At 71.8% G+C, this 22,098-nt stretch carries 17 protein-coding genes; 9 read left to right on the plus strand and 8 right to left on the minus strand.

The genetic code is table 11. The annotated features are described in order from the left end of the window. A complete protein-coding gene (locus ACFPIJ_RS63655) occupies positions 1–540 on the plus strand; it encodes an RNA 2'-phosphotransferase (RefSeq protein ID WP_380129290.1) in 540 nt (179 codons plus the stop codon). On the opposite strand, the gene ACFPIJ_RS63660 is transcribed toward ACFPIJ_RS63655, so the two are convergent. Next, positions 527–937, minus strand: a complete 411-nt coding sequence (locus tag ACFPIJ_RS63660; protein ID WP_380129291.1) for a hypothetical protein — start codon at positions 935–937, stop codon at positions 527–529. The genes ACFPIJ_RS63655 and ACFPIJ_RS63660 overlap by 14 nt on opposite strands. 127 nt (positions 938–1,064) lie before the next feature. Between ACFPIJ_RS63660 and ACFPIJ_RS63665 the strand changes: the two genes are divergently transcribed. Beyond that, positions 1,065–2,828 carry a DEAD/DEAH box helicase gene (locus ACFPIJ_RS63665; protein ID WP_380129292.1) on the plus strand — a complete coding sequence of 588 codons (1,764 nt, stop codon included), beginning with the start codon at positions 1,065–1,067 and terminating at the stop codon, positions 2,826–2,828. A 171-nt stretch (positions 2,829–2,999) separates the two neighbouring features. Here the strand turns inward: ACFPIJ_RS63665 and ACFPIJ_RS63670 are convergent, their stop codons facing one another. The 6 genes from ACFPIJ_RS63670 to ACFPIJ_RS63695 form a co-directional block, all read right to left on the minus strand. Then, positions 3,000–3,398 carry a hypothetical protein gene (locus ACFPIJ_RS63670; protein WP_380129293.1) on the minus strand — a complete coding sequence of 133 codons (399 nt, stop codon included), beginning with the start codon at positions 3,396–3,398 and terminating at the stop codon, positions 3,000–3,002. A gap of 86 nt (positions 3,399–3,484) precedes the next feature. Then, the gene (locus tag ACFPIJ_RS63675) at positions 3,485–4,711 is read right to left on the minus strand and encodes an adenylosuccinate synthetase (protein ID WP_380129294.1); all 1,227 of its coding nucleotides are present in this window, start codon (positions 4,709–4,711) and stop codon (positions 3,485–3,487) included. Between the two features lie 2 nt (positions 4,712–4,713). After that, positions 4,714–5,676: a hypothetical protein gene (locus ACFPIJ_RS63680; RefSeq protein WP_380129295.1), complete on the minus strand. Its 963-nt coding sequence runs from the start codon at positions 5,674–5,676 to the stop codon at positions 4,714–4,716. A gap of 26 nt (positions 5,677–5,702) precedes the next feature. Beyond that, the gene (locus ACFPIJ_RS63685) at positions 5,703–6,650 is read right to left on the minus strand and encodes a serine/threonine protein kinase (RefSeq protein ID WP_380129296.1); all 948 of its coding nucleotides are present in this window, start codon (positions 6,648–6,650) and stop codon (positions 5,703–5,705) included. Then, positions 6,647–7,393: an NUDIX hydrolase gene (locus ACFPIJ_RS63690; RefSeq protein ID WP_380129297.1), complete on the minus strand. Its 747-nt coding sequence runs from the start codon at positions 7,391–7,393 to the stop codon at positions 6,647–6,649. The genes ACFPIJ_RS63685 and ACFPIJ_RS63690 overlap by 4 nt, the downstream gene beginning before the upstream one ends. Positions 7,394–7,728: 335 nt before the next feature. After that, the gene (locus ACFPIJ_RS63695; RefSeq protein WP_380129298.1) at positions 7,729–9,801 is read right to left on the minus strand and encodes an AAA family ATPase; all 2,073 of its coding nucleotides are present in this window, start codon (positions 9,799–9,801) and stop codon (positions 7,729–7,731) included. 578 nt (positions 9,802–10,379) lie between these two features. Between ACFPIJ_RS63695 and ACFPIJ_RS63700 the strand changes: the two genes are divergently transcribed. Continuing rightward, positions 10,380–10,502: a hypothetical protein gene (locus ACFPIJ_RS63700; protein WP_380129299.1), complete on the plus strand. Its 123-nt coding sequence runs from the start codon at positions 10,380–10,382 to the stop codon at positions 10,500–10,502. A 39-nt stretch (positions 10,503–10,541) separates the two neighbouring features. On the opposite strand, the gene ACFPIJ_RS63705 is transcribed toward ACFPIJ_RS63700, so the two are convergent. Then, positions 10,542–10,907 carry an MmcQ/YjbR family DNA-binding protein gene (locus ACFPIJ_RS63705; protein WP_203852725.1) on the minus strand — a complete coding sequence of 122 codons (366 nt, stop codon included), beginning with the start codon at positions 10,905–10,907 and terminating at the stop codon, positions 10,542–10,544. A 171-nt stretch (positions 10,908–11,078) separates the two neighbouring features. Here ACFPIJ_RS63705 and ACFPIJ_RS63710 point away from each other — a divergent pair, with 171 nt between their 5' ends. The 6 genes from ACFPIJ_RS63710 to dnaE all read left to right on the plus strand — a co-directional run bounded on the left by ACFPIJ_RS63710 (position 11,079) and on the right by dnaE (position 22,079). Continuing rightward, on the plus strand, positions 11,079–11,453 hold the full coding sequence (locus tag ACFPIJ_RS63710; RefSeq protein ID WP_380129300.1) for a hypothetical protein: 375 nt from the start codon (positions 11,079–11,081) through the stop codon (positions 11,451–11,453). Beyond that, positions 11,450–12,571 carry an ATP-binding protein gene (locus ACFPIJ_RS63715; protein WP_380129301.1) on the plus strand — a complete coding sequence of 374 codons (1,122 nt, stop codon included), beginning with the start codon at positions 11,450–11,452 and terminating at the stop codon, positions 12,569–12,571. Before ACFPIJ_RS63710 ends, ACFPIJ_RS63715 begins: the two co-directional genes overlap by 4 nt. Before the next feature lie 5 nt (positions 12,572–12,576). Continuing rightward, positions 12,577–15,072 (plus strand): DUF5682 family protein, encoded by a 2,496-nt coding sequence (locus ACFPIJ_RS63720; protein ID WP_380129302.1) that lies wholly within the window; start codon positions 12,577–12,579, stop codon positions 15,070–15,072. Positions 15,073–15,266: 194 nt separating this feature from the next. After that, positions 15,267–16,334: a VWA domain-containing protein gene (locus tag ACFPIJ_RS63725; RefSeq protein WP_380129382.1), complete on the plus strand. Its 1,068-nt coding sequence runs from the start codon at positions 15,267–15,269 to the stop codon at positions 16,332–16,334. An 8-nt stretch (positions 16,335–16,342) separates the two neighbouring features. Then, a complete protein-coding gene (locus ACFPIJ_RS63730; protein WP_380129303.1) occupies positions 16,343–18,349 on the plus strand; it encodes a hypothetical protein in 2,007 nt (668 codons plus the stop codon). Positions 18,350–18,545: 196 nt separating this feature from the next. Then, on the plus strand, positions 18,546–22,079 hold the full coding sequence (gene dnaE / locus ACFPIJ_RS63735) for a DNA polymerase III subunit alpha (protein WP_380129304.1): 3,534 nt from the start codon (positions 18,546–18,548) through the stop codon (positions 22,077–22,079). Positions 22,080–22,098 lie beyond the last annotated feature (19 nt).

Below are 22,098 nucleotides of genomic sequence, written 5' to 3' on the forward strand. Positions count from 1 at the left end.
ATGGAGTACCGCGAGGTCGTCAAGATCAGTAAGCGGATGTCGAAGGCGCTGCGCCACGACCCCGCGCGGGTCGGCCTGACCCTCGACCCCGCCGGCTGGGTGCCCGTCGAGACGTTCCTGGGCGCCATGGGCATCTCCCGGCCCGTCCTCGACGAGGTCGTGGCCGGCAACGACAAGCAGCGCTTCGCGGTGGAGACCGGCCCCGACGGGGTCGAGCGGATCCGGGCGAACCAGGGTCATTCGGTCCCGGTCGACCTGGGCCTCACCCCGCAGGAGCCGCCGGAGGTGCTCTTCCACGGCACCGGCGCGGCGGCGCTCGAGTCGATCCGGGCGACCGGGCTCAACCGCGGCGGCCGGCACCACGTGCACCTCTCACCCGACGCGGACACCGCCCGCCGGGTCGGCACCCGCCGTGGCGGCGCCGTCGCGATCCTCACCGTCATGGCGGGGGAGATGGCCCGGGCCGGGCACCCGTTCTACGTCTCCGGCAACGGCGTCTGGCTCACCGACGAGGTGCCGCCGGCGTTCATTCTTTTTTGAGGCGCTGCGCGAGGAGCTTCTCCAGGGGGATCGACTCGCCGTCGCGGGCGCCCTCGCCGACGATCAGCCTGGGCCTCTCAGGCTGCGGCGTCACCCCGGTCAGCCAGCCGGTCGCGCTCGGCGGCACCAGCAGCGAGTAGTACTGACCGTCATCACCCACCGCGATCGTCCGGTCACTATTAAGGTACCAGCCGTGCAGGGGCGTACGGTAGGAGCGGCCGCTGTACGAACGGGCCCGCAATGACTCCGTCGGGAGTTGTTGCGCTTTTGCGTCCGCGACGAACGCGGTGATCAGTGCCGTGGCCTGCTCGGCTTCCACGGCGCGCCGCCGGTCGAGTTCGGCGCCGTGGTGCGCCACCGCTCGGGCTCGCTGGGACTGCCAGTCGTCGTCGGCCATCCGGTCGTTGTACCAGTCGGCTCTGTGTTTTGTCGCCGGCACCGGTCCTTGCGCTGGTCGCAGATCACATCCGGACGCACCGCCCCGGCGCCCGGCAGCCGGGCCTGGGATGATAGAGACGCCACGAATGCCACGATTGAGGAGCACCACCGTGACCGCAGGCACCAATGAAGATACCGGCTTCGCCGAACTGGGCTTGCGGGACGAACTGCTCAAGGCTCTGACCACCCTCGGCTACGAGGAGCCGACCCCGATCCAGCGCGAGGCGATCCCGCCGATGCTCGCCGGCCGGGACCTGCTCGGCCAGGCCGCCACCGGCACCGGCAAGACGGCCGCGTTCTCGCTGCCGCTGCTGCAGACCATCCCCGCGCCCGGCGGCGACAACCCCTCGGCGCTCATCCTCGTGCCCACCCGTGAGCTGGCCGTGCAGGTGTCCGAGGCGATCCACCGCTACGGCAAGGACCTCGGCACCCGCGTCCTGCCGATCTACGGCGGCCAGCCCATCGGCCGCCAGCTGCGCGCCCTCGAAAACGGCGTCGACGTCGTCGTCGCCACCCCGGGCCGCGCCCTCGATCACATCAGCCGTGGCACGCTGCACCTGCACGACCTGCGCGTCGTCGTCCTCGACGAGGCCGACGAGATGCTCGACATGGGCTTCGCCGAGGACATCGAGGCGATCCTGCAGGAGACCCCGGAGGACCGCCAGACGGTGCTGTTCTCCGCCACGATGCCGCCCCGCATCGACGGTCTGGCGCGCAGCCACCTCAACGACCCGGTCCGCATCCAGATCGGCCGCGAGCCCACCGCCGCCGGCGAGGCGCCGCTGGTCCGCCAGGTCGCGTATGTCGTCACCCGCGCCCACAAGCCTGCCGCCCTCGGCCGGGTCCTGGACGTCGAGGCCCCCGGCGCCGCCCTCGTCTTCTGCCGCACCCGCGACGAGGTCGACCAGCTCACCGAGACCCTCAACGGCCGCGGCTACCGCGCCGAGGCCCTGCACGGCGGCATGGGCCAGGAGCAGCGCGACCGGGTCATGGCCCGCCTGCGCAACGGCACCGCCGACCTGCTCGTCGCCACCGACGTCGCCGCCCGCGGCCTGGACGTCGAGCACCTCACCCACGTCGTCAACTACGACGTCCCGTCGGCCCCCGAGTCCTACGTGCACCGCATCGGCCGGGTCGGCCGTGCCGGCCGCGAGGGCGTGGCCATCACCCTCGCCGAGCCCCGCGAGCACCGGATGCTCAAGACCATCGAGCGCATCACCAAGCAGCGCATCAGCATCGAGAAGGTGCCGACCGTCGCCGACCTGCGCGCCCGCCGCCTCGAGCTGACCCGCGCCGCCCTGCACGAGAGCCTCGTCGCCGACGACGCCGCCCTGTCGCAGTTCCGCGTGGTGGTGGAGACCCTCAGCGACGAGTTCGACCTGATGGAGATCGCCATCGCCGCGGTCAAGCTCGCCCACGAGGCGGCCGGCATCGGCGACGGCGACCAGGAGGAGATCCCCGAGATCACCCTCCGGGCGCCGCGTGAGACCGGTGACCGGTTCGGCCCCGGCGAGCGGACCTCGGGCCCCGGGCGTCGCATCGCGGTCCGTGACGCCGACGGCCGCGGCCGCGGCCGCGAGGCGGGCGGGCGGCGGGTGCCGGCGGGCGGCATGACCCGGCTCTTCGTCGGTGCCGGTCGGGCCGCGGGGATCCGCCCTCAGGATCTGGTCGGGGCGATCACGGGTGAGTCGAGCCTGAGCGGGCGGGACATCGGGGCCATCGAGATCACTGACCGGTTCTCGCTGGTGGAGGTGCCGGAGGGGGCGGTTGACGAGGTGATCGACACGCTGCGCCGGACCACGCTCAAGGGGCGGCGGCCGGTGGTGCGTCGGGAGCGCTTCCAGCCCTAGTTGCCCGGGGCTGGGCTTCGCTTGTCGTGGTTTTCATGACCTTCAAATATTCGCCCAACGTTGCGGTGCCATCAAGTCCCCGCAACGTTTGGGCGAATATTTGAAGGTCATGCTGACCAGAACCGCGAACCGCAACCAGCGACCTGACACGCCCGCTCATACCAACAAGCGTCAGAGCGCCAGCGCCTCACCAGGAACACTGAACACCAGCGACGCCCCCGCCGGAGGCGCATCAAACGTAAACGTCGAATTCACCGTAGCCCCGGGCCGCACATCGACCGCGACACCCGCACGAGGGCGAAGGACCACAGCCCCCGCCGACACGCTGACATCCGTGGAAGCGACATGCCGCACCACCCGACCCGTGTTACTGAAGCGGACCGTGATGTCCATGTGGTCCGCGCCGAGCACGGAGACATCCGTGACCACCGTCGCCGGCGGGCGGGAGCGCGGCGCCGACGGCCCGGCCTCCGCGAATGTGGGGGAGACGATCCCGACCGCGCCGCCGATCACGAGGCCCGCCGTGGTGGCGAGCAGGACAGCGTTCAACGCGCCGCGATCGAATCCCATGCCGTGTCCCCCTCGTGGCCGCCTTGTGCGGTCGCAGCGTCACACAGCGGCCTGAGGTTCAACTGTGGTGCGACTGAGGTGTCGCTTCAGCATGTCAGCTGAGGGGCCGGGGAAGGGGCCGAATCGGTGGATGTCTTGTCCTCCGAACGCGGGCCCCACGACTCGAGCACCACGGGCGTCGCCAGCTCCTCCGAGATCGCCGCGGACCAAGACGAAACCGAGGAAACCGGCACCAGCCGCGGCCGGCTGGCCAGCAGTGCGCGGGTCAGCCGCTCCTGCCGGTCGAGGTCGCCGGTGACGCCGCGGGTCGGCACGGTGCCGTCGTAGGTGACGCACATCCGCAGGGCCGGGTTCGACGCCGCGGTGTCGAGGTGGGTGAGGGCGAGCCCGTCGACGCCGCCGCAGACGTCCAGGGCGTAGCGGTGCGCGACGGCGTCGAAGTGGCCGACCCGGAACGCGCCCTGCCACGGGTTCGTGGGGTTGTTCGGGTCGGTGATCGGCAGTGCCGGGTCCTCCGTGACGAGCGGTCCGGCGCCGTGGCGGGTGGTGAAGGTGCGCAGCACGCCGAGGCGGTAGGCGGGTTCGCCGCCCAGGAGCGCCTCGGCGTTGGCGAACGTGGTCGTGCTCCAGGTGGTGTACGGGTGGAAGCCGTGCCACTCGTCCAGCAGTACCCCTTGCGCGCCCTCGAACACGCACGGCCCTTCGATCCGCAGACCGTCCACAATGGACACCGTGGCGGCGAAGGCGGCGAACGCCTCGACGCAGGCGTCCACCGGTGGGCCGTCGACGCCCAGGAAGGCGCGGAGCCGCTCGAGCTTCGCCCGCAACACCGACGGGGTGAGGCAGTCCGACACCCGCGGCGCATCATCCACATGGGACAGCGCATAGGACATGGTTTCCCCGACGCCCATCCCGCATGATCCGTGTCGACCGGAGCCGCGGGCGAGTTCCCGGGCCCGGTTGGCCTCGCGGTGGTACGGCGTGGACAGCAGCGCGGCGCAGTCGACGGTGAGCCGGTCCCAGACGTCGTGGACGCCGAGGCCCACGAGGTGGTCGGCCTCGGCTGCGAGGGCCAGGGGGTCGACCACCATGAACCGGGACAGGTGGGTCCGCACGCCGGGCCGGAACGTGCCCGACCCGAACTGTGCGAACGTGTGCTTGCGTCCATCGCCGAGCACGACGGTGTGCGCGGCCTGGGCGCCCCCGTTGAAGCGCACCACGGTGTGCACGTCACGCGTGGCGCAGAGGTGGTCGACCACGGTCCCCTTGCCGCAGTCCCCGTATCCCAGGTCCACGACGATGACGTGCCCCATGACTACAACCGTTCCACAGCGGTGGTGCCGGTCATCGTGGGCGCCGAACCGGTCGCGAGCGGCGCGCGGTTGCCGCCGATGCGCGCGAGCGCCTTGCCCACCGAGACGGTAGCGGTCGAGCCGACGTCGCGCAGGTCGTCGAGGCCCTCGTCCAGGTCGATGGTGTCCTCGCCGAGGCCGACGGTCAGCGCGATCGTCTCGCAGACCGCATCGAGGTCGTCCAGGGCGATGACGTTCTGCCCCAGCAGGTCCTTCCAGAAGTCGAGGATGGTGGTGTTGCCCGCGTACGACGAGCCGGCCGGCAGGATGTAGTAGGTGTCGTACATGCGGCGCACCTCCTCGACGATCGCCCGCAGCGCGATCGGCTCGCCGAGCTTGTCGCCGATGACGTCGCGGACCTCGCCCGGCTTGACCCGGCCGTACGCCTGCTCGTCGCCGATGATGAACAGGTACCCGCGCTTGCCCCGCTTCTCGTAGCAGTCGATGCTGGTGTGCCGGGCCATGAAGTACATCGCGAGCTCGTAGGACTCGGTCATCTGGCCACCGCCGCCGCCTTCGAGCACGAACCGGCCGAGGTCCTCGTCGAGGCGATTGTCGGACTCGAACTGCCCGACCTGCAGCGGCACGCGGTCACAGGTGGCGTCGCCGATCGCGCCGAACAGGATCTGCGGGTCCTTGACGTACCCCTTGCGCAGGAGCAGACCGAGCAACTGCGGCAGCTTCTGCTGCAGGACCCGGGGCACGGAACCCATCGAGCCGGTGACGTCGAACATGACGGCGATGGCGACCGAGTCGGGGTGCTCGTCGGAGTCGCGGCTCTCCCGCTTGCCGACCCCCTTCGGGTCGAGTGCACTGTGGACGGTGCTGGCGCCGGAGTCGCTGTAGGCGAACGCGCTGGCGCCGGTGGCGCGGCGGTAGCGGTCGGCGGCGTCGTAGACGTCGGTCGACCAGATTCCACTTCCCATGGGGAGCTCCCCTTTCTACAGGGCTTCTACAGGGTGAACGGTCGGAACTTGCGGGGGCCGTACAGCCGGTGCAGCAGGTCGTCGAGTTCGCCCAGCAGCTTCCAGGCGTCGTCGGGCCGCTGCCGCGGCGAGGCGAGCCGGCAGCCGTCGGCGAAGCGCCGCAGCGCCTGCGGTGCCTGCCCGCCCATCAGGTCGGCCATGAGCCGGGCGGCCATGGCCAGGTCGGTGTAGGGGCCGGCGGTCTCGCGGGCGAGGACCTCGGCCGGGTAGTGGTCGCGGCGGTGCGGCACGATCGCGGGGATCCGGTCGCCGGGCTCGCTGGTGCTGTAGCACCAGTCCACGAGCACCACGCCGTGGTCGGCGGGTTCGATGAGGACGTGCTCGGGCAGGACCGCGCCGTGCACGACGCCGGCACGGTGCGCCAGGCCGAGCGCGACGAGCAGCCGCCGCCACATCCACGCCGCGTCGCGCGGGTCGAGCCCGCCCGGCCGGCGTTGCGCGACCTCGGCGAGGCTGTGCAACCCCGTGGCCGTCGTCGCGATGACGTTGCCGCGCCTGGTCCGGCCGGCGTCCTTGTGCCGGAACGCGTCCACCAGCCGCGGAACGTACGGCAGGTACCGAGGATCGCCGCGCTCGGCGATGGAGCGCAGCGCGGCCGCCTCCCGGGCCATGAGGTCGTTGCTGCCGGGGTCCCGCGCGAGCTTCAGATGCCCGTCGGGCTGGGCGTACAGGTTGGCGAGATCGCCCTCGAAGGCGAGGGTGTCGGTGCGGTAGACGCCGTTGGCGCTGCGGATCGTGCCCCGGTTGCGCCACAGGCGCACGAGCTTGCCGAACGCCAGCCCGCCGTCCAGCCCCGCGGTGTCGGGGTGGGTGAGCCGGGCCAGCCGGCGGAAGGTGCCGGCGGGGTCGTCGCCGTCGAACAGTTCCTCGCCGCCGTTCATGATGAGCTCGATCGCCTCGGCAGTGGTGGTCATCTGACCGTCTCCTCCCGGCTGGGCATGAGCAGGGCTGGGTGCAGCAGCCGGGCGTCGCCGGCGCGGTAGAGCTTGGCCCGGGGCCCGCCGCGGGCGCCGCCGCGCTCGGTGGTCGTGTTGGTGCTCTCCACGAAGCCCGGGACCGACAGCACCTTGCGGTGGAAGTTGCCGGCGTGCAGCGACTCGCCCCACACCGTCTCGTAGACGGCGCGCAGCTCGGCGATCGTGAACTCCTCGCCGACGAACTTCGTGGCCAGGGGCGTGTACTCCAGCTTCGACCGGGCCCGCTCGAGGCCGTCGGCGACGATCGTGCTGTGGTCGAACGCGAGCTCCGCGGGGCGCTCGTCCATCGGCACCCAGGCGGCCTCGCGGGCGTCACTGCCGGAGACCGGGTCGGGCAGGTCGGGCGCGAACGCCACGTACGCCACCGAGAACACCCGCATCCGCGGGTCACGGTCGGGCGTGCCGTAGGTGCCGAGCTGCTCCAGGTGCAGCCGCCGGTGCGCGGTGGCGACGCCGGTCTCCTCGGCGAGCTCCCGCGCGGCCGCGGTCGGCAGGTCCTCCCACTGGCCGACGAACCCGCCGGGCAGCGCCCACATGCCCTCGCTGGGCGGGCAGGCGCGGCGCACCAGCAGCACGTTGAGCGCACCGTTGCGGATCGTGAACGCCACGATGTCCACGGTCACCGCCACCGGCGGGTACGCGTGCGGATCGTAACTGGCGAGGAAGTCGGCGTCGTTCACCCTAGGAGTCCTTCTCAGATAGAGTAAATCTCGATCTGAGAACAACATACGTCTCGGGCCGGCTGTGACGCAACGAGGTTCTGTTGTCGCGTTTTTGCATTTGGTACGGGCACGGGGCGCTCACGCTTCGCGCCCAACTCCCGCCCAGCGCTGACGCGGTGAGCAAGCTGGTCACGCAGCTGTAGGCCCGTGCGCCGCTCTGCGGTGGCGAGCCGGTCGCGCCGGTGGTAAGCCCATGCGCAGCGACGCGGTGGTGGGCCGGTCGCGCGTCGGCGGGTCCGTGCGCCGCTCTGCGGCGGCGAGTTGGTCGCGCCGGTGGTAGGCCCCGTGCGCAGCTACGCGGTGGCCAGCCGGTCGCGCAGGTGATGACCGTGCGCCGCGGAGATCTGCGCGGCGACCGCGGACCGGATCAGGTCGCTGCGGTGCCGGACGCTGCCGCCGGGACCCTCCACGAGCAGGTGCGCGTGCACGAGCCGGTCGACCGCGGTGAGCACCTCGTCAAGGTCCAGGCCGCCGGTCGCGGCGAGCTGCTCGACCCGCAACGTACCCAGCGCCGCGGTCAGCCGCAGGATCTCCCACGCGGCCGGCGGCATCCACCGGGTCCGCAACCGGGCCAGGTGCATCGCCACGGCCCCGGCCAGCGCGGCATCGCCCGGCAGGATGAGCGCCGGGATGCCACCACTGGCGGCGAGGACGTCGGCCGGCAGGTCGTGTTCACCGAGCGGGTCGAGCCGCAGCACCAGGTCCGCGTCGAGCGCGTGCAGCGGCCGGTCGGTGATCGCCGACGGATACCGGTACGACACCACCACCCGCGGCCCACGCTCCCGCAACCAGCGCAACTCACTGACGGAGTCAGCATCGAGGTGCTCGGCGTCGTCGACGGCGATGACGCAGCCACGCAGGTCCCCGGCGATCGCGTCGAGCTCGGCGGGGCGCAACGGGCGGCGCTCACCCATGGCCGCGTCGAGGGCCTGGTCAGCGGGCCGGCCGAGCTGATGCAGCGCCGTGCGCAGCCACCCGAGCCGCAGCGCACCGCCTGGCCCGGGCCCCCGCCCGAGCCCGACGCGTCGCGACGCCTCCTCGCGCAGCCGGGCGAGCAGCGCCGACTTCCCTGCACCGGCCGGCCCGACGACATGGATGACACCAGGGCCGTCGGCGAGGACCGCGAGCTCGGCGACCCGCCCGACGAACGCCGCCGCCGTTGGGACGTCCAGGGGCGCCGGCAGGGGCTCCCTGACCACGGCAAGCCGCCGCCGCTCGGCGAACGCGACAGGCACCGGCGCGTCGCCAGCGTCGTGCGCCACCTCCTGCCTCGTGGCGCCGCTCCACCCGTCCCCGTTCCACTCGGTCTCAGGCCGGGCCGTTCCCGGCTGAGCCGTTGCGTCCCGGGTGGTGCCGAGCTGGGCGTCTCCGTCCCGGGCGGTTTCGGGCTGGACGGTGCCGAGCTGGGCGTCTCCGTCCCGGGCGGTTTCGGGCTGGACGGTGCCGAGCTGGGCGTCTCCGTCCCGGGCGGTTTCGGGCTGGACGGTCTCGAGCCGGGCCGTTTCCGGCAGGACGGTTTCCTGGGTGGCGCGGCGGTCCGCTTTGCGGCGGTCGCCGCCGCGCCGGCGCTCGCCGGTGGGCCGGTCCTGGCTGCCTGCAGGCCCGGAGCCGGTGGTGGGCGCGGCGGCGGTGTGCAGCTCGGTCAGGAGCCGGTCGCGCAGCGATGTCGTGTCGGCGGACGGGGCGATGCCCAGGTCGTCGGCGAGGGCCCGGCGGCACAGGTCGAACCAGCGCACGACCTCGTCCGCCCGGCCCAGGCCGGCACCGGCGAGCATGGCGAGGCGGTACCCGCGCTCGGTGAACGGCTCCAGCTCCGTCGCCTCACGGGCCAGGCGCAACGCCCGGGCCGGGTCCGCGGCGGCGGCCGGCTCCGCGAGGTCGAGCAGCGCGGCGACGAGGACCGCCTTGACCTCGGCGCGGGCGGGTGCGGCCCAGTCGGCGTACTCGTCCTCGGCGAACGGCAGCTCCGGCGCGAGCTCCACGATCTGCTCCCGAACGTCGAGCTGCCCCGGGCGGCGCTCGGCGACCTTCGCCGCGGCCCGCAGGTCGGCGAGGTCGAGGCGGGCCCGGTCGGTGGCGAATACGTACCCGCCGGCCCTGGTCACAATGAACGACCTGGACGTGGGCACGCCCGGCTGCAACGCGCGCCGCAGCACCGACACATAGTGCTCCAGGGCCGCCGTGGCGTTGCCCGGCAGGTCCACGCCCCACACCGCGTCGGCCAGGGCGTCCTTGGACTGGACCCGGTCGTGCCGCGCGGCGAGCACCCCCAGCACCTGGCGGGCCCGCCGCGGCAGGTCGTCACCGGTCATCCGCCGGCCGTCACCGTCGATGATCTCGATCTGCCCCAGCACGCGCACGTCCACAGCCGCCGCTATCGGCAGCCGCCCGCACGGGTTGAGCGGTTCGCCGCAGCCGGACCGCAGTCCGGGTTTGAGCTCGTCGTGGTGAGGTCTGCGTCCAGCGGACCGCAGTCCGGGTCTGAGGCCGTTGTGGTAAGCGTTCGTTCCCCGCGGCCCGCAGGCCCGGTTTGAGGTCGTGGTGGTCAGGTTGGCTTCCAGTGGACCGCAGGCCGGGTTGAGGCTGGTGTGGTGCGCGTTCGCTCCCGCCGGACCGCAGGCCCGGTTTGAGGTCGTGATGGTCAGGTTGGCTTCCAGCGGACCGCAGGCCGGGTTGAGGCTGTTGTGGTGCGCGGTTCGCTTCACGCGGACTGCAGGCCTGGTTTGAGGTCGTGGTGGTGAGGTCCGTTTCCGGCGGATCATGGCCCGGGTTGAGGCTGGTGTGGTGCGCGTTCGCTCCGGCCGGACCGCAGGCCCGGTTTGAGGTCGTCGTGGTCAGGTTGGCTTCCAGCGGACCTCAGACCGGGTTGAGGCGGTCGTGGGTGAGCGGCTCGCTTCAGGCGGACCACAGGCCGGCTTCAGCTCTTCATGGTTTCCTGCGGCGCATGAAGATCATGGCCAGTGTGGTCCCGGCGGCCCGTCTCACGGCGCGCATCGCGTTCGCGGCCTGTTTCGTCGCCGCGCTCAGTGCGGGTCTGGTGACCATGGTCGTGTCCGCGCTGCGATAGCCCGGCCAGTCGGGCCAGGCGACGTGACTACACGACCCGTCAGCGTAAGGCGAGATCCAAACGCGCCAGGATCGGCCGTGGTGCGGTCATCCGCCACGCCTCGGTGATGAGGTCACAGAGCTCGTCCTCGTGCGCCTTGCGCAGGCGCACCTGCACCCAGCCGACGCGACCGGATGCGTGTGCCTTCTTGTAGGCCCGGGGGTCGTCCTCGACCAGGGCCGCCTGCTCTTCGCGGGACGTCTTGACCAGCATGGTCCAGTCGTCCTCGCACAGATAGGCGAACCCGCGGTCGCGCACCCTGAAGCCGAGGTGGTTGCCGTGCACGCGCTGCTCCACCTCGGGCAGCGTCAGGACCATCCGGAGCGCCTCGTCGACGCTCACCCCGCGGCTGGTTCGCAATCCCATGCCTGTAGGTGTAACAGGAGGGTCCGACACTTTTCCGAGGATCCGATTTTCCCCATTTGCTCAATTTCATGATCATTCGCGTTTTTGCAGCGTGCGGCCGCCCGACCGAAATTGTCGGTGGGCGTCGCTATGGTGACGCCCATCCGAATCCGGGTCACGGGGAGGCGACACATGGGCACGGTCGAGGACACGTTCGTCGTGCCGTCCTCCTGGCTGCGAGCCATCAGGCCACGGCGCGGCGGTGCGCCCGCCGGGTTCAGCCTCGCCCCGACCTGGGCCGCCGACATCGCCACACTGCTTGCCAAACGCCCCAGCCTGCGCACGTCGCTCACCCATCCCGCCGGCCTCCGCGACGCCGGCCTCGATGGTGACACCCCGCTCGGGTGCGGCGACGCGACCGAGTTCGCGGAGCAGGCATTCGTCGAGGTGTGGGTCGTCGGCGCGGCCGGGACCAAGTGGACCAGGGACCGGGCGCACGCGTTCGGCGAGCGCGATCCCGTTACCGTGTCCGAGATCATCAGAGACCTGCGGGAGGTCGTGCAGTGAGCGTTGCGAACCCGGCGAATGAGGCGCTGCAGGACGGTGCCACCGTGCAACGGCCGCCGGCTGAGGTCCGGTATGCCGACGAGCTGGCCCGGCTCCGCGACACCGACACGGGTGAGCGACCGCCCGGCTGGGCGTTGAGCCTCACCGCGGCGCGCCGGTTCATCGTCGGTGACCCGTCGGCCGGGGTGAGCCGCAAGTTCGTCGGCGACCCGTCGCTCATCGACCGGGCGCTCGTGTCGCTCGCGACCAGCCGTGGGTTGATGCTCGTCGGTGAGCCCGGCACCGCCAAGTCGCTGCTGTCGGAGCTGCTCGCCGCGGCGGTCAGCGGCGATTCGACGCTGACCGTGCAGGGCGGCGCGGCGACGACCGAGGACCAGATCAAGTACTCGTGGAACTATGCGCTCCTCGTCGCCGAAGGCCCCAACCAGCGCTCGCTCGTGCGGGCGCCGCTGCTGCGGGGGATGGCCGAGGGCAAGGTAGTGCGGTTCGAGGAGATCACCCGCTGCCCGCTTGAGGTCCAGGACTGCATGCTCTCGCCGCTGTCGGACCGGGTCCTGGCGATTCCCGAGCTGACCGGGCCGGACGCGATGGTGTTCGCCCGCGACGGGTTCAACGTCATCGCGACCGCGAACACCCGCGACCGCGGCGTCAACGAGATGAGCGCTGCGCTGAAACGGCGGTTCAACTTCGAGACCGTGTTCCCGATCGCCGACTTCGACACCGAGCTCGCGCTCGTCGAGGCGGAGGCAGGGGCGCTGCTGCGCCGCTCCGGGGTCACCGCCGCGCCCCGCCGGGACGTCCTGGAGGTCCTCGTCACCACGTTCCGCGAGCTGCGGACCGGGCAGTCGGCGCGCGGCGACACCATGGAGCGGCTGTCGGCCGTGATGAGCACCGCCGAGGCGGTGTCCGTCGCCCACGCGGTCGGGTTGCGCGGCTGGTTCCTGCGCCGGGAGGCCGGCACCGCCGAGGACCTCGTCACCTGCCTCGCCGGCACCGCGGCCAAGGACAACAGCGACGACCTGGCGAAGCTGCGGCGATACCTGGAGCAGCAACTGACCTGGCGCGGCGGCGCGCAGTGGAAGGCCCTGCACGCCGCCCGCCACCAGCTGCCGGGCTAGATGCGATGACCACGACGTTCATCGGCGTGCGGCACCACAGCCCGGCCTGCGCGAGGCTCGTCGCCGACACGATCAGGACACTGCGGCCCGCGCACGTGCTCGTCGAGGGGCCTGCCGACATGAACGACCGCGTCGGCGAGCTGCTCCTCGGGCACGACCTGCCGGTCGCGGTGTTCAGCAGCTACCGCGACGACGATCGGCAGTCGGGCTCGTGGGCGCCGTTCTGCGCGTACTCCCCGGAGTGGGTCGCGCTGCAGGAAGGCCACCGCGCCGGCGCCCGGGTGCGCTTCATCGACCTGCCGTCGTGGGACCCGGCCCTGGCCGAGCGGCAGAACCGCTACGCCGACGCCGAGCAGCGCTACGCCGAGGTCGTCGACCGGCTCTGCGCCACGTTCGCCGTCGACAACGTCGACGCGCTGTGGGACCACCTGTTCGAGATCCCACCCGCCGACGGGCTCGCCGAGCGCCTCGCCGCCTACTTCGACCTGCTGCGCGGGGAGACCCCGGCGAGCGACGGTGACACGGGCCGGGAGGCGTATATGGCCCGCTGGATCCGTGCGGCGGCCGCCGATGCGGGGGAGCGGCCCGTCGTCGTGGTCACCGGCGGTTTCCATCGCCCGGCCCTGATCCGGCTCACGGCCGACGCCGTCGAGGACGTGGGCTGGCCGGACGTGCCTGCCCTGCCCGAGGGGGCGGTCGGTGGCAGCTACCTGGTGCCGTATTCGTTCCGGCGCCTCGACGCGTTCGACGGGTACCAGTCGGGGATGCCCTCGCCGGAGTACTACCAGCAGCTGTGGGAGAACGGGCCGAAGCACGCCGCCGATCAGCTCGTCACCGCCGTCGTCGGCCGGCTCCGGGACCGCAAGCAGCAGGCATCGACCTCGGACCTCATCGCCGCCAGCGCTTCCGCAGCCGGTCTGGCGTTGGTGCGCGGGCATCAGCACCCTGGTCGTACCGACATCCTGGACGGACTGGCAGGAGCGCTCGTCCACGACGCACTGGACGAGCCGCTGCCATGGGCGACCCGGGGACGGCTGCGGGCCGGCACCCACCCCGTCGTCGTGGAGATGGTCGCCGCGCTCAGCGGGTCACGGGTCGGCCGGCTGCACCCGTCGACGCCGCTGCCGCCGCTCGTCCACGACGCCGACGCCGACCTCGAACGGGAAGGGCTGACCGGCGACCGCACCGTCACTCTCGCCCTGACCACCGACGACGGGCTGCGCCGTAGCCGGCTGCTGCACCGGCTGCGGGTGCTGCGGATCCCGGGGTTCACCCGCCGGCACGGGCCGCGGACCGGCGTCGACCCGGTGCTGGACGAGCAGTGGGACATCACCGACCACGAGCACCGGCTGGTCGCGCTGATCGAGGCCGGGGCGTACGGTGCGACCCTCGAAGAGGCGGCCGCGGCCGCGCTCGCCGAACGCATCCGTGACGCGGACGTCGCCGGGCTCGCCGACGCGCTCTTCGACGCCGCGCTGTGCGGCACCGTCCGGCTCTCGGACCAGGTGCTGCGCGACCTCGACGCGGCCGTCGGCGGCGCGGCGGACCTGGGTGCCCTCGGCCGCCTGCTCGCGGTCGTGCTGACGTTGTGGCGGCACGACCGCCTGCTCGGCACCGCCGGCAGCGAACCGCTCGGCGCCGTGATCACCGCCGCGCAGCGCCGGGCACTGTGGCTCGCGGAAGGCGTACGCGGCGCCACCGTCCCGGCGGAACCTGCCCGCATCGACGCGGTCGTCGCCGTGCGCGACACCATGGTCCACGCCGGCCGGCGGCTCGGGCTGGACCCGCAGATCCCCCTCGAGGTGATGCGCCGGGTCGCCGCAGACCTGGACGCGCCACCGGACCTGCGCGGTGCGGCGTTCGGTTTCGCCTGGGCCGCCGGCGCGCACCCCACCGACCCGAAGACCGCCGACAACCAGACGGACGCCACGGGCGCGGACGACGCGGAGGACTCGGGCGGCGCGGACCACGCAGCTGATACGGGCGGCGCGGACCATGTGGATGGTGTTGACGGCGCGGGCGACACGGGCGACGCGGATGGTGTGGACCACGTGGGTGATACGTGTGGCGCGGATGGTGTGGACCACTCCGGCGGCGTCGGCGGTGTAGGTGGCGCGGGCGGTGTGGATGATGCGGTGCGGGCGGTGCGCGGGGCGGCGGCGCCGGCCACGGTCGGGGACTGGCTGGCGGGGCTGTTCGCCGTCGCGCGGGAAGAGGTGCTGCACTCGCCACGGGTGCTCGATGTGCTCGACGACCTGGTCAGCGGCATGGGTGAGGCAGAGTTCCTGATTGCGTTGCCGGCGTTGCGGCAGGCGTTCACGTACTTTCCGCCGCGGGAGCGGGAGACCGTTGCCGGGCACCTGCTCGCCCGCCGTGGCATCGGCGGGCCCGGGCGGGCGCTGCTCCGGCCCCCGGCCGTCGATCCCGTGTTGACCGCGGCGGCGGCCGAACTGGAGGCGCGCGTCGACGCCGTCCTCATCCGTGAAGGGCTGCTCGTATGACGACCCCCGAACAGGAGCCCGGCCAGGACGAGGCAAAGGCGGGCACGGCTCACATGACGCCGCCCGGTCATGAGCCCGGTCATGAGCCCGGTCATGAGCCCGGTCAGGACGCGGCGAAGGCGGGCACGGCGCAGGAGCACCGGGCGGAGCTGGAGCGGTGGCGGCTGGTGCTCGGTGAGCCGGGGCAGTCCGTGATGGCCGGTGGGCAGCTCAGCGAGGCCGCCGCCGGGCGGGACGCGGCGCTCGACTGGCTGTACGGGCGCGATGAGGACCTCGAACGCCGCGGCATCCGTCTGACGCGCCACGGTGGTGACGGCCCGTCGGTGGTGACGACCGTGGACTGGCTCGACAACATTACGACGCTGTTCCCGAAGGAGACGATCGAGCGGTTGCAGCGTGACGCGGTGGAGCGGTACGAGATCCATGACGTCGTCACGGACCCGGCGGTGCTCGCGCGGATCGAGCCGAACCCGACGCTGCTGAAGGCGGTCCTGCGCACCAAACATCTGATGAACCCGGACGTGCTGCTGCTGGCCCGCAGGATTGTCGAGGCGGTGGTGCGGCAATTGGTGGAGAAGCTGGCGACGGAGGTGCGGCACGCGTTCTCGGGGGCGCGGTCCCGCAGCGCGAGCCGGTTCAAGGTGGCCAGGAACTTCGACATCCGCCGGACCCTGCGGGCCAACCTGGGGCGGTACCGGCCGGAGGAGCGCAAGGTGTACGTGGAGACGGCGTACTTCGTGTCGCGGACCCGCCGGCATCTCGACCAGTGGCAGGTGATCCTGCTGGTCGACCAGTCGGGGTCGATGACGGACAGCGTCATCCACTCGGCCGTCACCGCGGCGTGCCTGTGGGGGCTGCCCGGCGTCAAGACGCACCTGGTCGCGTTCGACACGGCCGTGGTGGACCTGACCTCGGACGTCGACGACCCGGTCGAGCTGCTGATGAAGGTCCAGCTGGGTGGCGGCACCGACATCGCGAAGGCGGTCGCCTACGGCGCGGGGCTGATCGAGCAGCCGCGGCGCACGATCCTGGCGCTGATCAGCGACCTGTACGAGGGCGGCGACAGCGCCCGCCTCGTCCAGCTGGTCCGTGACGTCGCCGGGCAGGGCACGAAGGTGCTGTGCCTGGCAGCGCTCGACGAGGCCGCCGACCCGGCGTTCGATCGCGAGATGGGCGCCCGGCTCGCCGACGCCGGCGCCGCGGTCGGCGCGATGACCCCGGGGCAGCTGGCGGCGTTCGTGGCCGAGCAGGTAGGCAGATGAACAAAAAGATGAACAACAGAGCGGACGAGACAGCGAGCGAAAAAGCGAACAACGCAGGCGAGCGGGCGGACCTGCTGGCGCTGACCCCCGACGCGCTCGCCGCGCTCACCAACCGCGGCCTGGTCAAGCGGGCGACCCGGGAGGTGGAGGCGGCGCCGCCGGCGGTCACCGTCGACGGGGACGGGACGGTGCGCGGCAAGTACGCCGACGGGCCCGAGACGGCGCTGCCGCCCGGTGGGCTCGAGCGCGGCAGCTGCACCTGCGGCGCGACGGGTATCTGCCGGCACGTGGTCGGGCTCGTGCTGGCGTACCAGATGGACCAGCGTGACACCGAAGAGGTCGTGGAAGCCGAACCGCTGCAATGGTCGCCGGGCCGGTTCACCGACGAGCAGCTCGAGGCGCGGATCGGGGCGCGGCAGTTGGCGGCGGCCCGCCGGGCACACCGGGCCGGGTACGCGGCGAGGGTCCACCGTCCTTCAGTGGCCGACGCGGCGCCACGGGTGGAGCTCGGCTCGGCCACGGTGCGGTTCCTGGTCCCGGACGACCTCGGGTTCGTGCACACCGACGCCGCCGCCGGGACCCGCGACGACGTGCTCGCGCTGGCCGTGTGGGCGTTCCGGGTCGCCGACGCGAAGGCGCCCGACGACCGGGACGTGCAGGTCGATGTCGGCGGCCCGGAGACGGCCGGCGCGGAGGGCGGCGACGGATCCCTCGACGCCGCGCTGCGCCTCGCCGACGAGGTCCTGCTGACCGGCGCGACGCACGTCGGTCCCGGGCTCGCGGGCGCGGTCGCCGAGGTGCGGCAGCGCCTGGACAGGGCCGGGCTGCGGTGGCCGCTGCTCGCCGTGGGTGAGCTCGAGGAGCAGTTGGTCGCGTACGAGCAGCGCGGCAGTGCGTACAGCCACGAACGGCTCGCCGGGATCCTCGCCGAGCTGCACGCCAGGCACCGGGCGGTGGCCAACCGCGGGGCGAGCCTGCGGGCCAGGGTCCTCGGCACGCAGGAGGCCGCGGAGACGCCGATGCGCCGGGCCCGCCTGGACGGGCTCGGCTGCCGGGTCCGGGCGGTGGGCGACACGGACCGGCAGGTGGAGATCTACTTCGCGCACGCCGACAGCGCCACGGTGCTGGTCCTGCGGCGGACGTTCGGCGAGGCCGTCGAGACGCTGAAGGCGCGGCGGGTCGGCGGGGCGACGATCGCGCAGCTCGCGGCGGGCAACGTCGTCACCGAGTCCGCGATCCGCAGCGCCAGCCGCACGGTCCGGCTCGCCACCAGCAGGGTCGCGAAGACCACCGTCACCCCGTCGCAGGGGGCGTGGACGTCGCTGCCGGACGCGCTCGTGGTGCGGGACCTGCGGGCCCTCGCGGCGGAGCTGGACCGGCTGCCGCCGCGGGTCGTGCGACCCCGGGTCGAAGCGGAACTCGTGCGGGTCGTGCAGGTCGCCGAGGTGCGGTCGGTGCGGTACACCCCGGGCGCCCAGCGCCTCGACGCCGTGATCGCCGACCCGGCCGGCGGCGTGGCGAGGCTCACCGCGACCCACACGGCGGCGGCGCCGGGCGCCCTGGACGCGATCGCGGCGGCGCTGGCGGGTCCGGTCCGGGCCGTCGCCGGCACCGTCGGCAGGACGGGTGGCGAGATCGTGGTCGAACCGCTCGGGCTGGCGGTGGGCGACAGCGGCGTGGACGACGGCGTGGTGGTGCCCGACCTCGCGCCGGCGGGCGGGTTCCGGATCGACGGCAGCCTCGCGGTCCACGGCGACCCGCTGCAGCACGCCGTCGACGCGGCGGTGCGGCTGCTGGCCGAGGTGCCGCACCGCGGGCTGAGGATGCTGCTGCCGCCGACGTTCGGCGACCGGTTACGTGACGCCGGGGACATCCTCGCGCGGGTCGGGCTGCACCGGGCCGCCGCGGCCCTCGGCGAGCTGCGTGCCGGCCTCGGCCCGGACCCGGGCGGGATGGCCGCCGGGCTGTGGGCCGACGCGTACCTGCGGCTGCTGGTGACCCAGGAACTGCAGTGAGGCGTCCGTCACGGACCGTCGATGAGCAGCGGAAACTTGTCGGGACAGGGCGACAGGCAGCAGAAATAGGCACATCGTTTTGCCCGGATCTGTGACCGACGGAAGAGGGATCACATCCCCTCGACGGCGTGTCGATCTTGATCCGTGGCTAGGCTGCTCGCCGGACCTGTAGGGACAGTAAAATAGGGGGCGCAGCATGGCTGACTCGTTCGTGCATCTCCATGTGCACACCGAGTACTCCATGCTCGACGGAGCGGCGCGACTCAAGGACATGTTCAAGGAGGCGAACCGTCTCGGCATGCCCGCCGTCGCGATCACCGACCACGGCAACATGCACGGCGCGTACGACTTCTACAACAAGGCGATCGCGGCCGGGGTCACCCCGATCCTCGGTGTCGAGGCGTACGTCGCGCCCGAGTCGCGGCTGGTGAAGAAGCGCGTCAAGTGGGGCCGGCCGGACCAGAAGGACGACGACGTCTCCGGCAGCGGCGGCTACACCCACAAGACCATCTGGGCGCGCAACCGCACCGGCCTGCACAACCTGTTCCGGCTCAACTCGCGGGCGTCGATCGAGGGGCACTTCGTGAAGTGGCCCCGGATGGACATGGAGATCATCGCCGAGCACGCCGACGGTCTCATGGCCACCACCGGCTGCCCGTCCGGCGAGGTGCAGACCCGGTTGCGGCTCGACCAGTTCGACGAGGCGCTGGCCGCCGCCGCGAAGTACCAGGAGATCTTCGGCAAGGAGAACTACTTCCTGGAGGTCATGGACCACGGCCTGGACATCGAGCGGCGGGTCCGTGAGGGGCTGACCGAGATCAGCAAGCGGCTCAACATCCCGCCGGTGGTCACCAACGACTCGCACTACACCCACGAGTCGCAGGCCGAGGCGCACGACGTGCTGCTGTGCGTGCAGACCGCGGCCAACATCAACGACCCGAACCGGTTCCGGTTCGGCGGGTCGGGCTACTACCTGAAGTCCGCCGACGAGATGCGCGCCGTGGACAGCTCCGACCTGTGGCAGGCCGGCTGCCGCAACACGCTGCTGGTTGCGGAGAAGGTCGACACGACCGGCATGTTCGAGAAGCGCAACCTCATGCCGCGCTTCCCGGTGCCCGAGGGCGAGACCGAGGCGTCGTTCTTCCGTGCCGAGGCGCACCGCGGGATGGCCCGCCGGTTCCCGAACGGGATCGACGAGGAGCACGCCAAGCAGGTCGAATACGAGATCGACATGATCATCGAGATGGGCTTCCCCGGCTACTTCCTCGTGGTCTCCGACTTCATCCTGTGGGCCAAGAACCAGGGCATCGCCGTCGGCCCCGGCCGTGGTTCGGCGGCCGGCAGTCTCGTCGCCTACGCCATGGGCATCACCGACCTCGACCCGCTGCCGCACGGGCTGATCTTCGAGCGGTTCCTCAACCCCGACCGCGTCTCCATGCCCGACGTCGACATCGACTTCGACGAGCGCCGGCGCGGCGACGTCATCCGCTACGTCACCGAGCGCTGGGGCGAGGACCGGGTCGCGCAGATCGCCACCTTCGGCACGATCAAGGCCAAGGCCGCGATCAAGGACTCCGCCCGGGTCCTCGGCTACCCGTTCGCGGTCGGCGACAAGATCACCAAGGCGATGCCGCCCGCCGTGATGGGCAAGGACATCCCGCTCACCGGCATCTTCGACCCCAACCACCCGCGCTACGGCGAGGCGGTCGAGTTCCGCGCGCTGTATGACAGCGACCCCGACGTGAAGAAGGTCGTCGAGACCGCGAAGGGCATCGAGGGGCTGATCCGGCAGACCGGCGTGCACGCCGCCGGCGTCATCATGTCCGCCGAACCCCTCATCGACCACGTGCCGCTGTCGCGCCGCGACGCCGACGGGGCGATCATCACCCAGTTCGACTACCCGACGTGTGAGAACCTCGGGCTGCTCAAGATGGACTTCCTGGGCCTGCGCAACCTCACCATCATCGACGACGCGCTGAAGAACATCGAGAAGACCCACGGCACCAAGCTCGACCTGCTCGCGCTGCCGCTGGACAACAAGGCCGCCTACGAGCTGCTGTCCCGCGGCGACACCCTCGGCGTGTTCCAGCTCGACGGCGGGCCGATGCGCTCGCTGTTGCGGCTGATGAAGCCCGACAACTTCGAGGACATCTCCGCCGTCCTCGCCCTGTACCGGCCCGGCCCGATGGGCGCCAACTCGCACACCAACTACGCGCTGCGCAAGAACAAGCAGCAGGACATCATCCCGATCCACCCCGAGCTCGAGGAGCCCCTCCAGGAGATCCTCGGCCCCACCCACGGCCTGATCGTCTACCAGGAGCAGGTGCAGCGCGCCGCGCAGAAGCTCGCCGGCTACACGCTCGGCCAAGCCGACCTGCTGCGCCGGGCCATGGGCAAGAAGAAGAAAGAGGTCCTGGAGAAGGAGTTCGTGCCGTTCCGCGACGGGATGCGGGGCAACGGCTACTCCGACGAGGCGATCCAGAAGATCTGGGACGTGCTCGTCCCGTTCGCCGACTACGCGTTCAACAAGGCGCACACGGCCGGCTACGGCCTCGTGTCGTACTGGACGGCCTACCTCAAGGCGAACTACCCGGCCGAATACATGGCCGGGCTGCTGACCAGCGTCGGCGACGACAAGGACAAGATGGCCCTGTACCTGTCGGAGTGCCGGCGGATGGGCATCGACGTGCTGCCGCCGGACGTCAACACCTCCGCCGGGCCGTTCACCCCGGTCGGCAAGGACATCCGCTTCGGCCTGGCCGCCGTGCGCAACGTCGGCCACAACGTCGTCGATGCGATCGTGCGGTGCCGGCAGGCCGCGCCGTACAAGGACTTCCACGACTTCCTGTCCAAGGTCGACGCCGTGGTGTGCAACAAGAAGACGATCGAGTCGCTCATCAAGGCCGGCGCGTTCGACTCGATGGACCACCCGCGCCGCGGCCTGCTCGCCATCCACGCCGACGCCATCGACGCCTATGCCGACATCAAGAAGAACGAGGCCATCGGCCAGTTCGACCTGTTCGGCGACGCGTTCGCCACCGACGACACCGGCAGCGGCGGGCCCGCCATGACCGCGGCCATCCCGCAGATCGAGTGGGACAAGCGGGAGCTGCTCACCTTCGAGCGGGAGATGCTCGGCCTGTACGTGTCCGACCACCCGCTGTTCGGCCTCGAGTCGGTCCTCGCCAAGGCCGCCGACACGGTGATCAGCAGCCTGTCGGAGGAGGGCGCGGTGCAGGACGGCGCCGTCATCACCCTCGCCGGCATGCTCACCGGCGTCCAGCGCCGCATCACCAAGCAGGGCAAGCCGTGGGCGTCGGCGACCCTGGAGGACCTCGGCGGCGCCGTCGAGGCGCTGTTCTTCCCCAACACGTATGAGCTGGTCGGGCAGTACATCGCCGAGGACGCCATCGTCGTGGTCAAGGGCCGCGTCGACCGGCGGGACGAGACGCCCCGCCTGATGGCGATGGACATGTCGATGCCCGACGTCACCGTCGCCGACGAGAACCGGCCGGTGGTGCTGTCGCTGCCGGCCAACCGGTGCACGCCGCCGCTGGTCGACCGGCTCAAGGAGATCCTGCTCAACCACCCGGGCAAGGCCGAGGTGCACATCAAGCTGAGCAACGGCTCCCGGATCACCCTGCTGCGCCTCGGGCCGTATCACGTCGCCCCCACCACCGCGCTCAAGGGCGACCTGAAGGCGCTGCTCGGTCCCAACAGCTTCTCGTAAACGGACCCGCGATAGGGTC

The sequence above is a fragment of the Dactylosporangium cerinum genome (assembly GCF_042653625.1).
Classification (GTDB): domain Bacteria; phylum Actinomycetota; class Actinomycetes; order Mycobacteriales; family Micromonosporaceae; genus Dactylosporangium; species Dactylosporangium cerinum.

Coding starts and splice junctions, on each gene's coding strand:
- ACFPIJ_RS63655 (WP_380129290.1), top strand. CDS start 1: ATGGAGTACCGCGAGGTCGTCAAGATCAGTAAGCGGATGTCGAAGGCG.
- ACFPIJ_RS63660 (WP_380129291.1), bottom strand. CDS start 937: ATGGCCGACGACGACTGGCAGTCCCAGCGAGCCCGAGCGGTGGCGCAC.
- ACFPIJ_RS63665 (WP_380129292.1), top strand. CDS start 1,065: ATGCCACGATTGAGGAGCACCACCGTGACCGCAGGCACCAATGAAGAT.
- ACFPIJ_RS63670 (WP_380129293.1), bottom strand. CDS start 3,398: ATGGGATTCGATCGCGGCGCGTTGAACGCTGTCCTGCTCGCCACCACG.
- ACFPIJ_RS63675 (WP_380129294.1), bottom strand. CDS start 4,711: ATGGGGCACGTCATCGTCGTGGACCTGGGATACGGGGACTGCGGCAAG.
- ACFPIJ_RS63680 (WP_380129295.1), bottom strand. CDS start 5,676: ATGGGAAGTGGAATCTGGTCGACCGACGTCTACGACGCCGCCGACCGC.
- ACFPIJ_RS63685 (WP_380129296.1), bottom strand. CDS start 6,650: ATGACCACCACTGCCGAGGCGATCGAGCTCATCATGAACGGCGGCGAG.
- ACFPIJ_RS63700 (WP_380129299.1), top strand. CDS start 10,380: ATGAAGATCATGGCCAGTGTGGTCCCGGCGGCCCGTCTCACGGCGCGC.
- ACFPIJ_RS63705 (WP_203852725.1), bottom strand. CDS start 10,907: ATGGGATTGCGAACCAGCCGCGGGGTGAGCGTCGACGAGGCGCTCCGG.
- ACFPIJ_RS63710 (WP_380129300.1), top strand. CDS start 11,079: ATGGGCACGGTCGAGGACACGTTCGTCGTGCCGTCCTCCTGGCTGCGA.
- ACFPIJ_RS63720 (WP_380129302.1), top strand. CDS start 12,577: ATGACCACGACGTTCATCGGCGTGCGGCACCACAGCCCGGCCTGCGCG.
- ACFPIJ_RS63725 (WP_380129382.1), top strand. CDS start 15,267: ATGGCCGGTGGGCAGCTCAGCGAGGCCGCCGCCGGGCGGGACGCGGCG.
- ACFPIJ_RS63730 (WP_380129303.1), top strand. CDS start 16,343: ATGAACAACAGAGCGGACGAGACAGCGAGCGAAAAAGCGAACAACGCA.
- dnaE (WP_380129304.1), top strand. CDS start 18,546: ATGGCTGACTCGTTCGTGCATCTCCATGTGCACACCGAGTACTCCATG.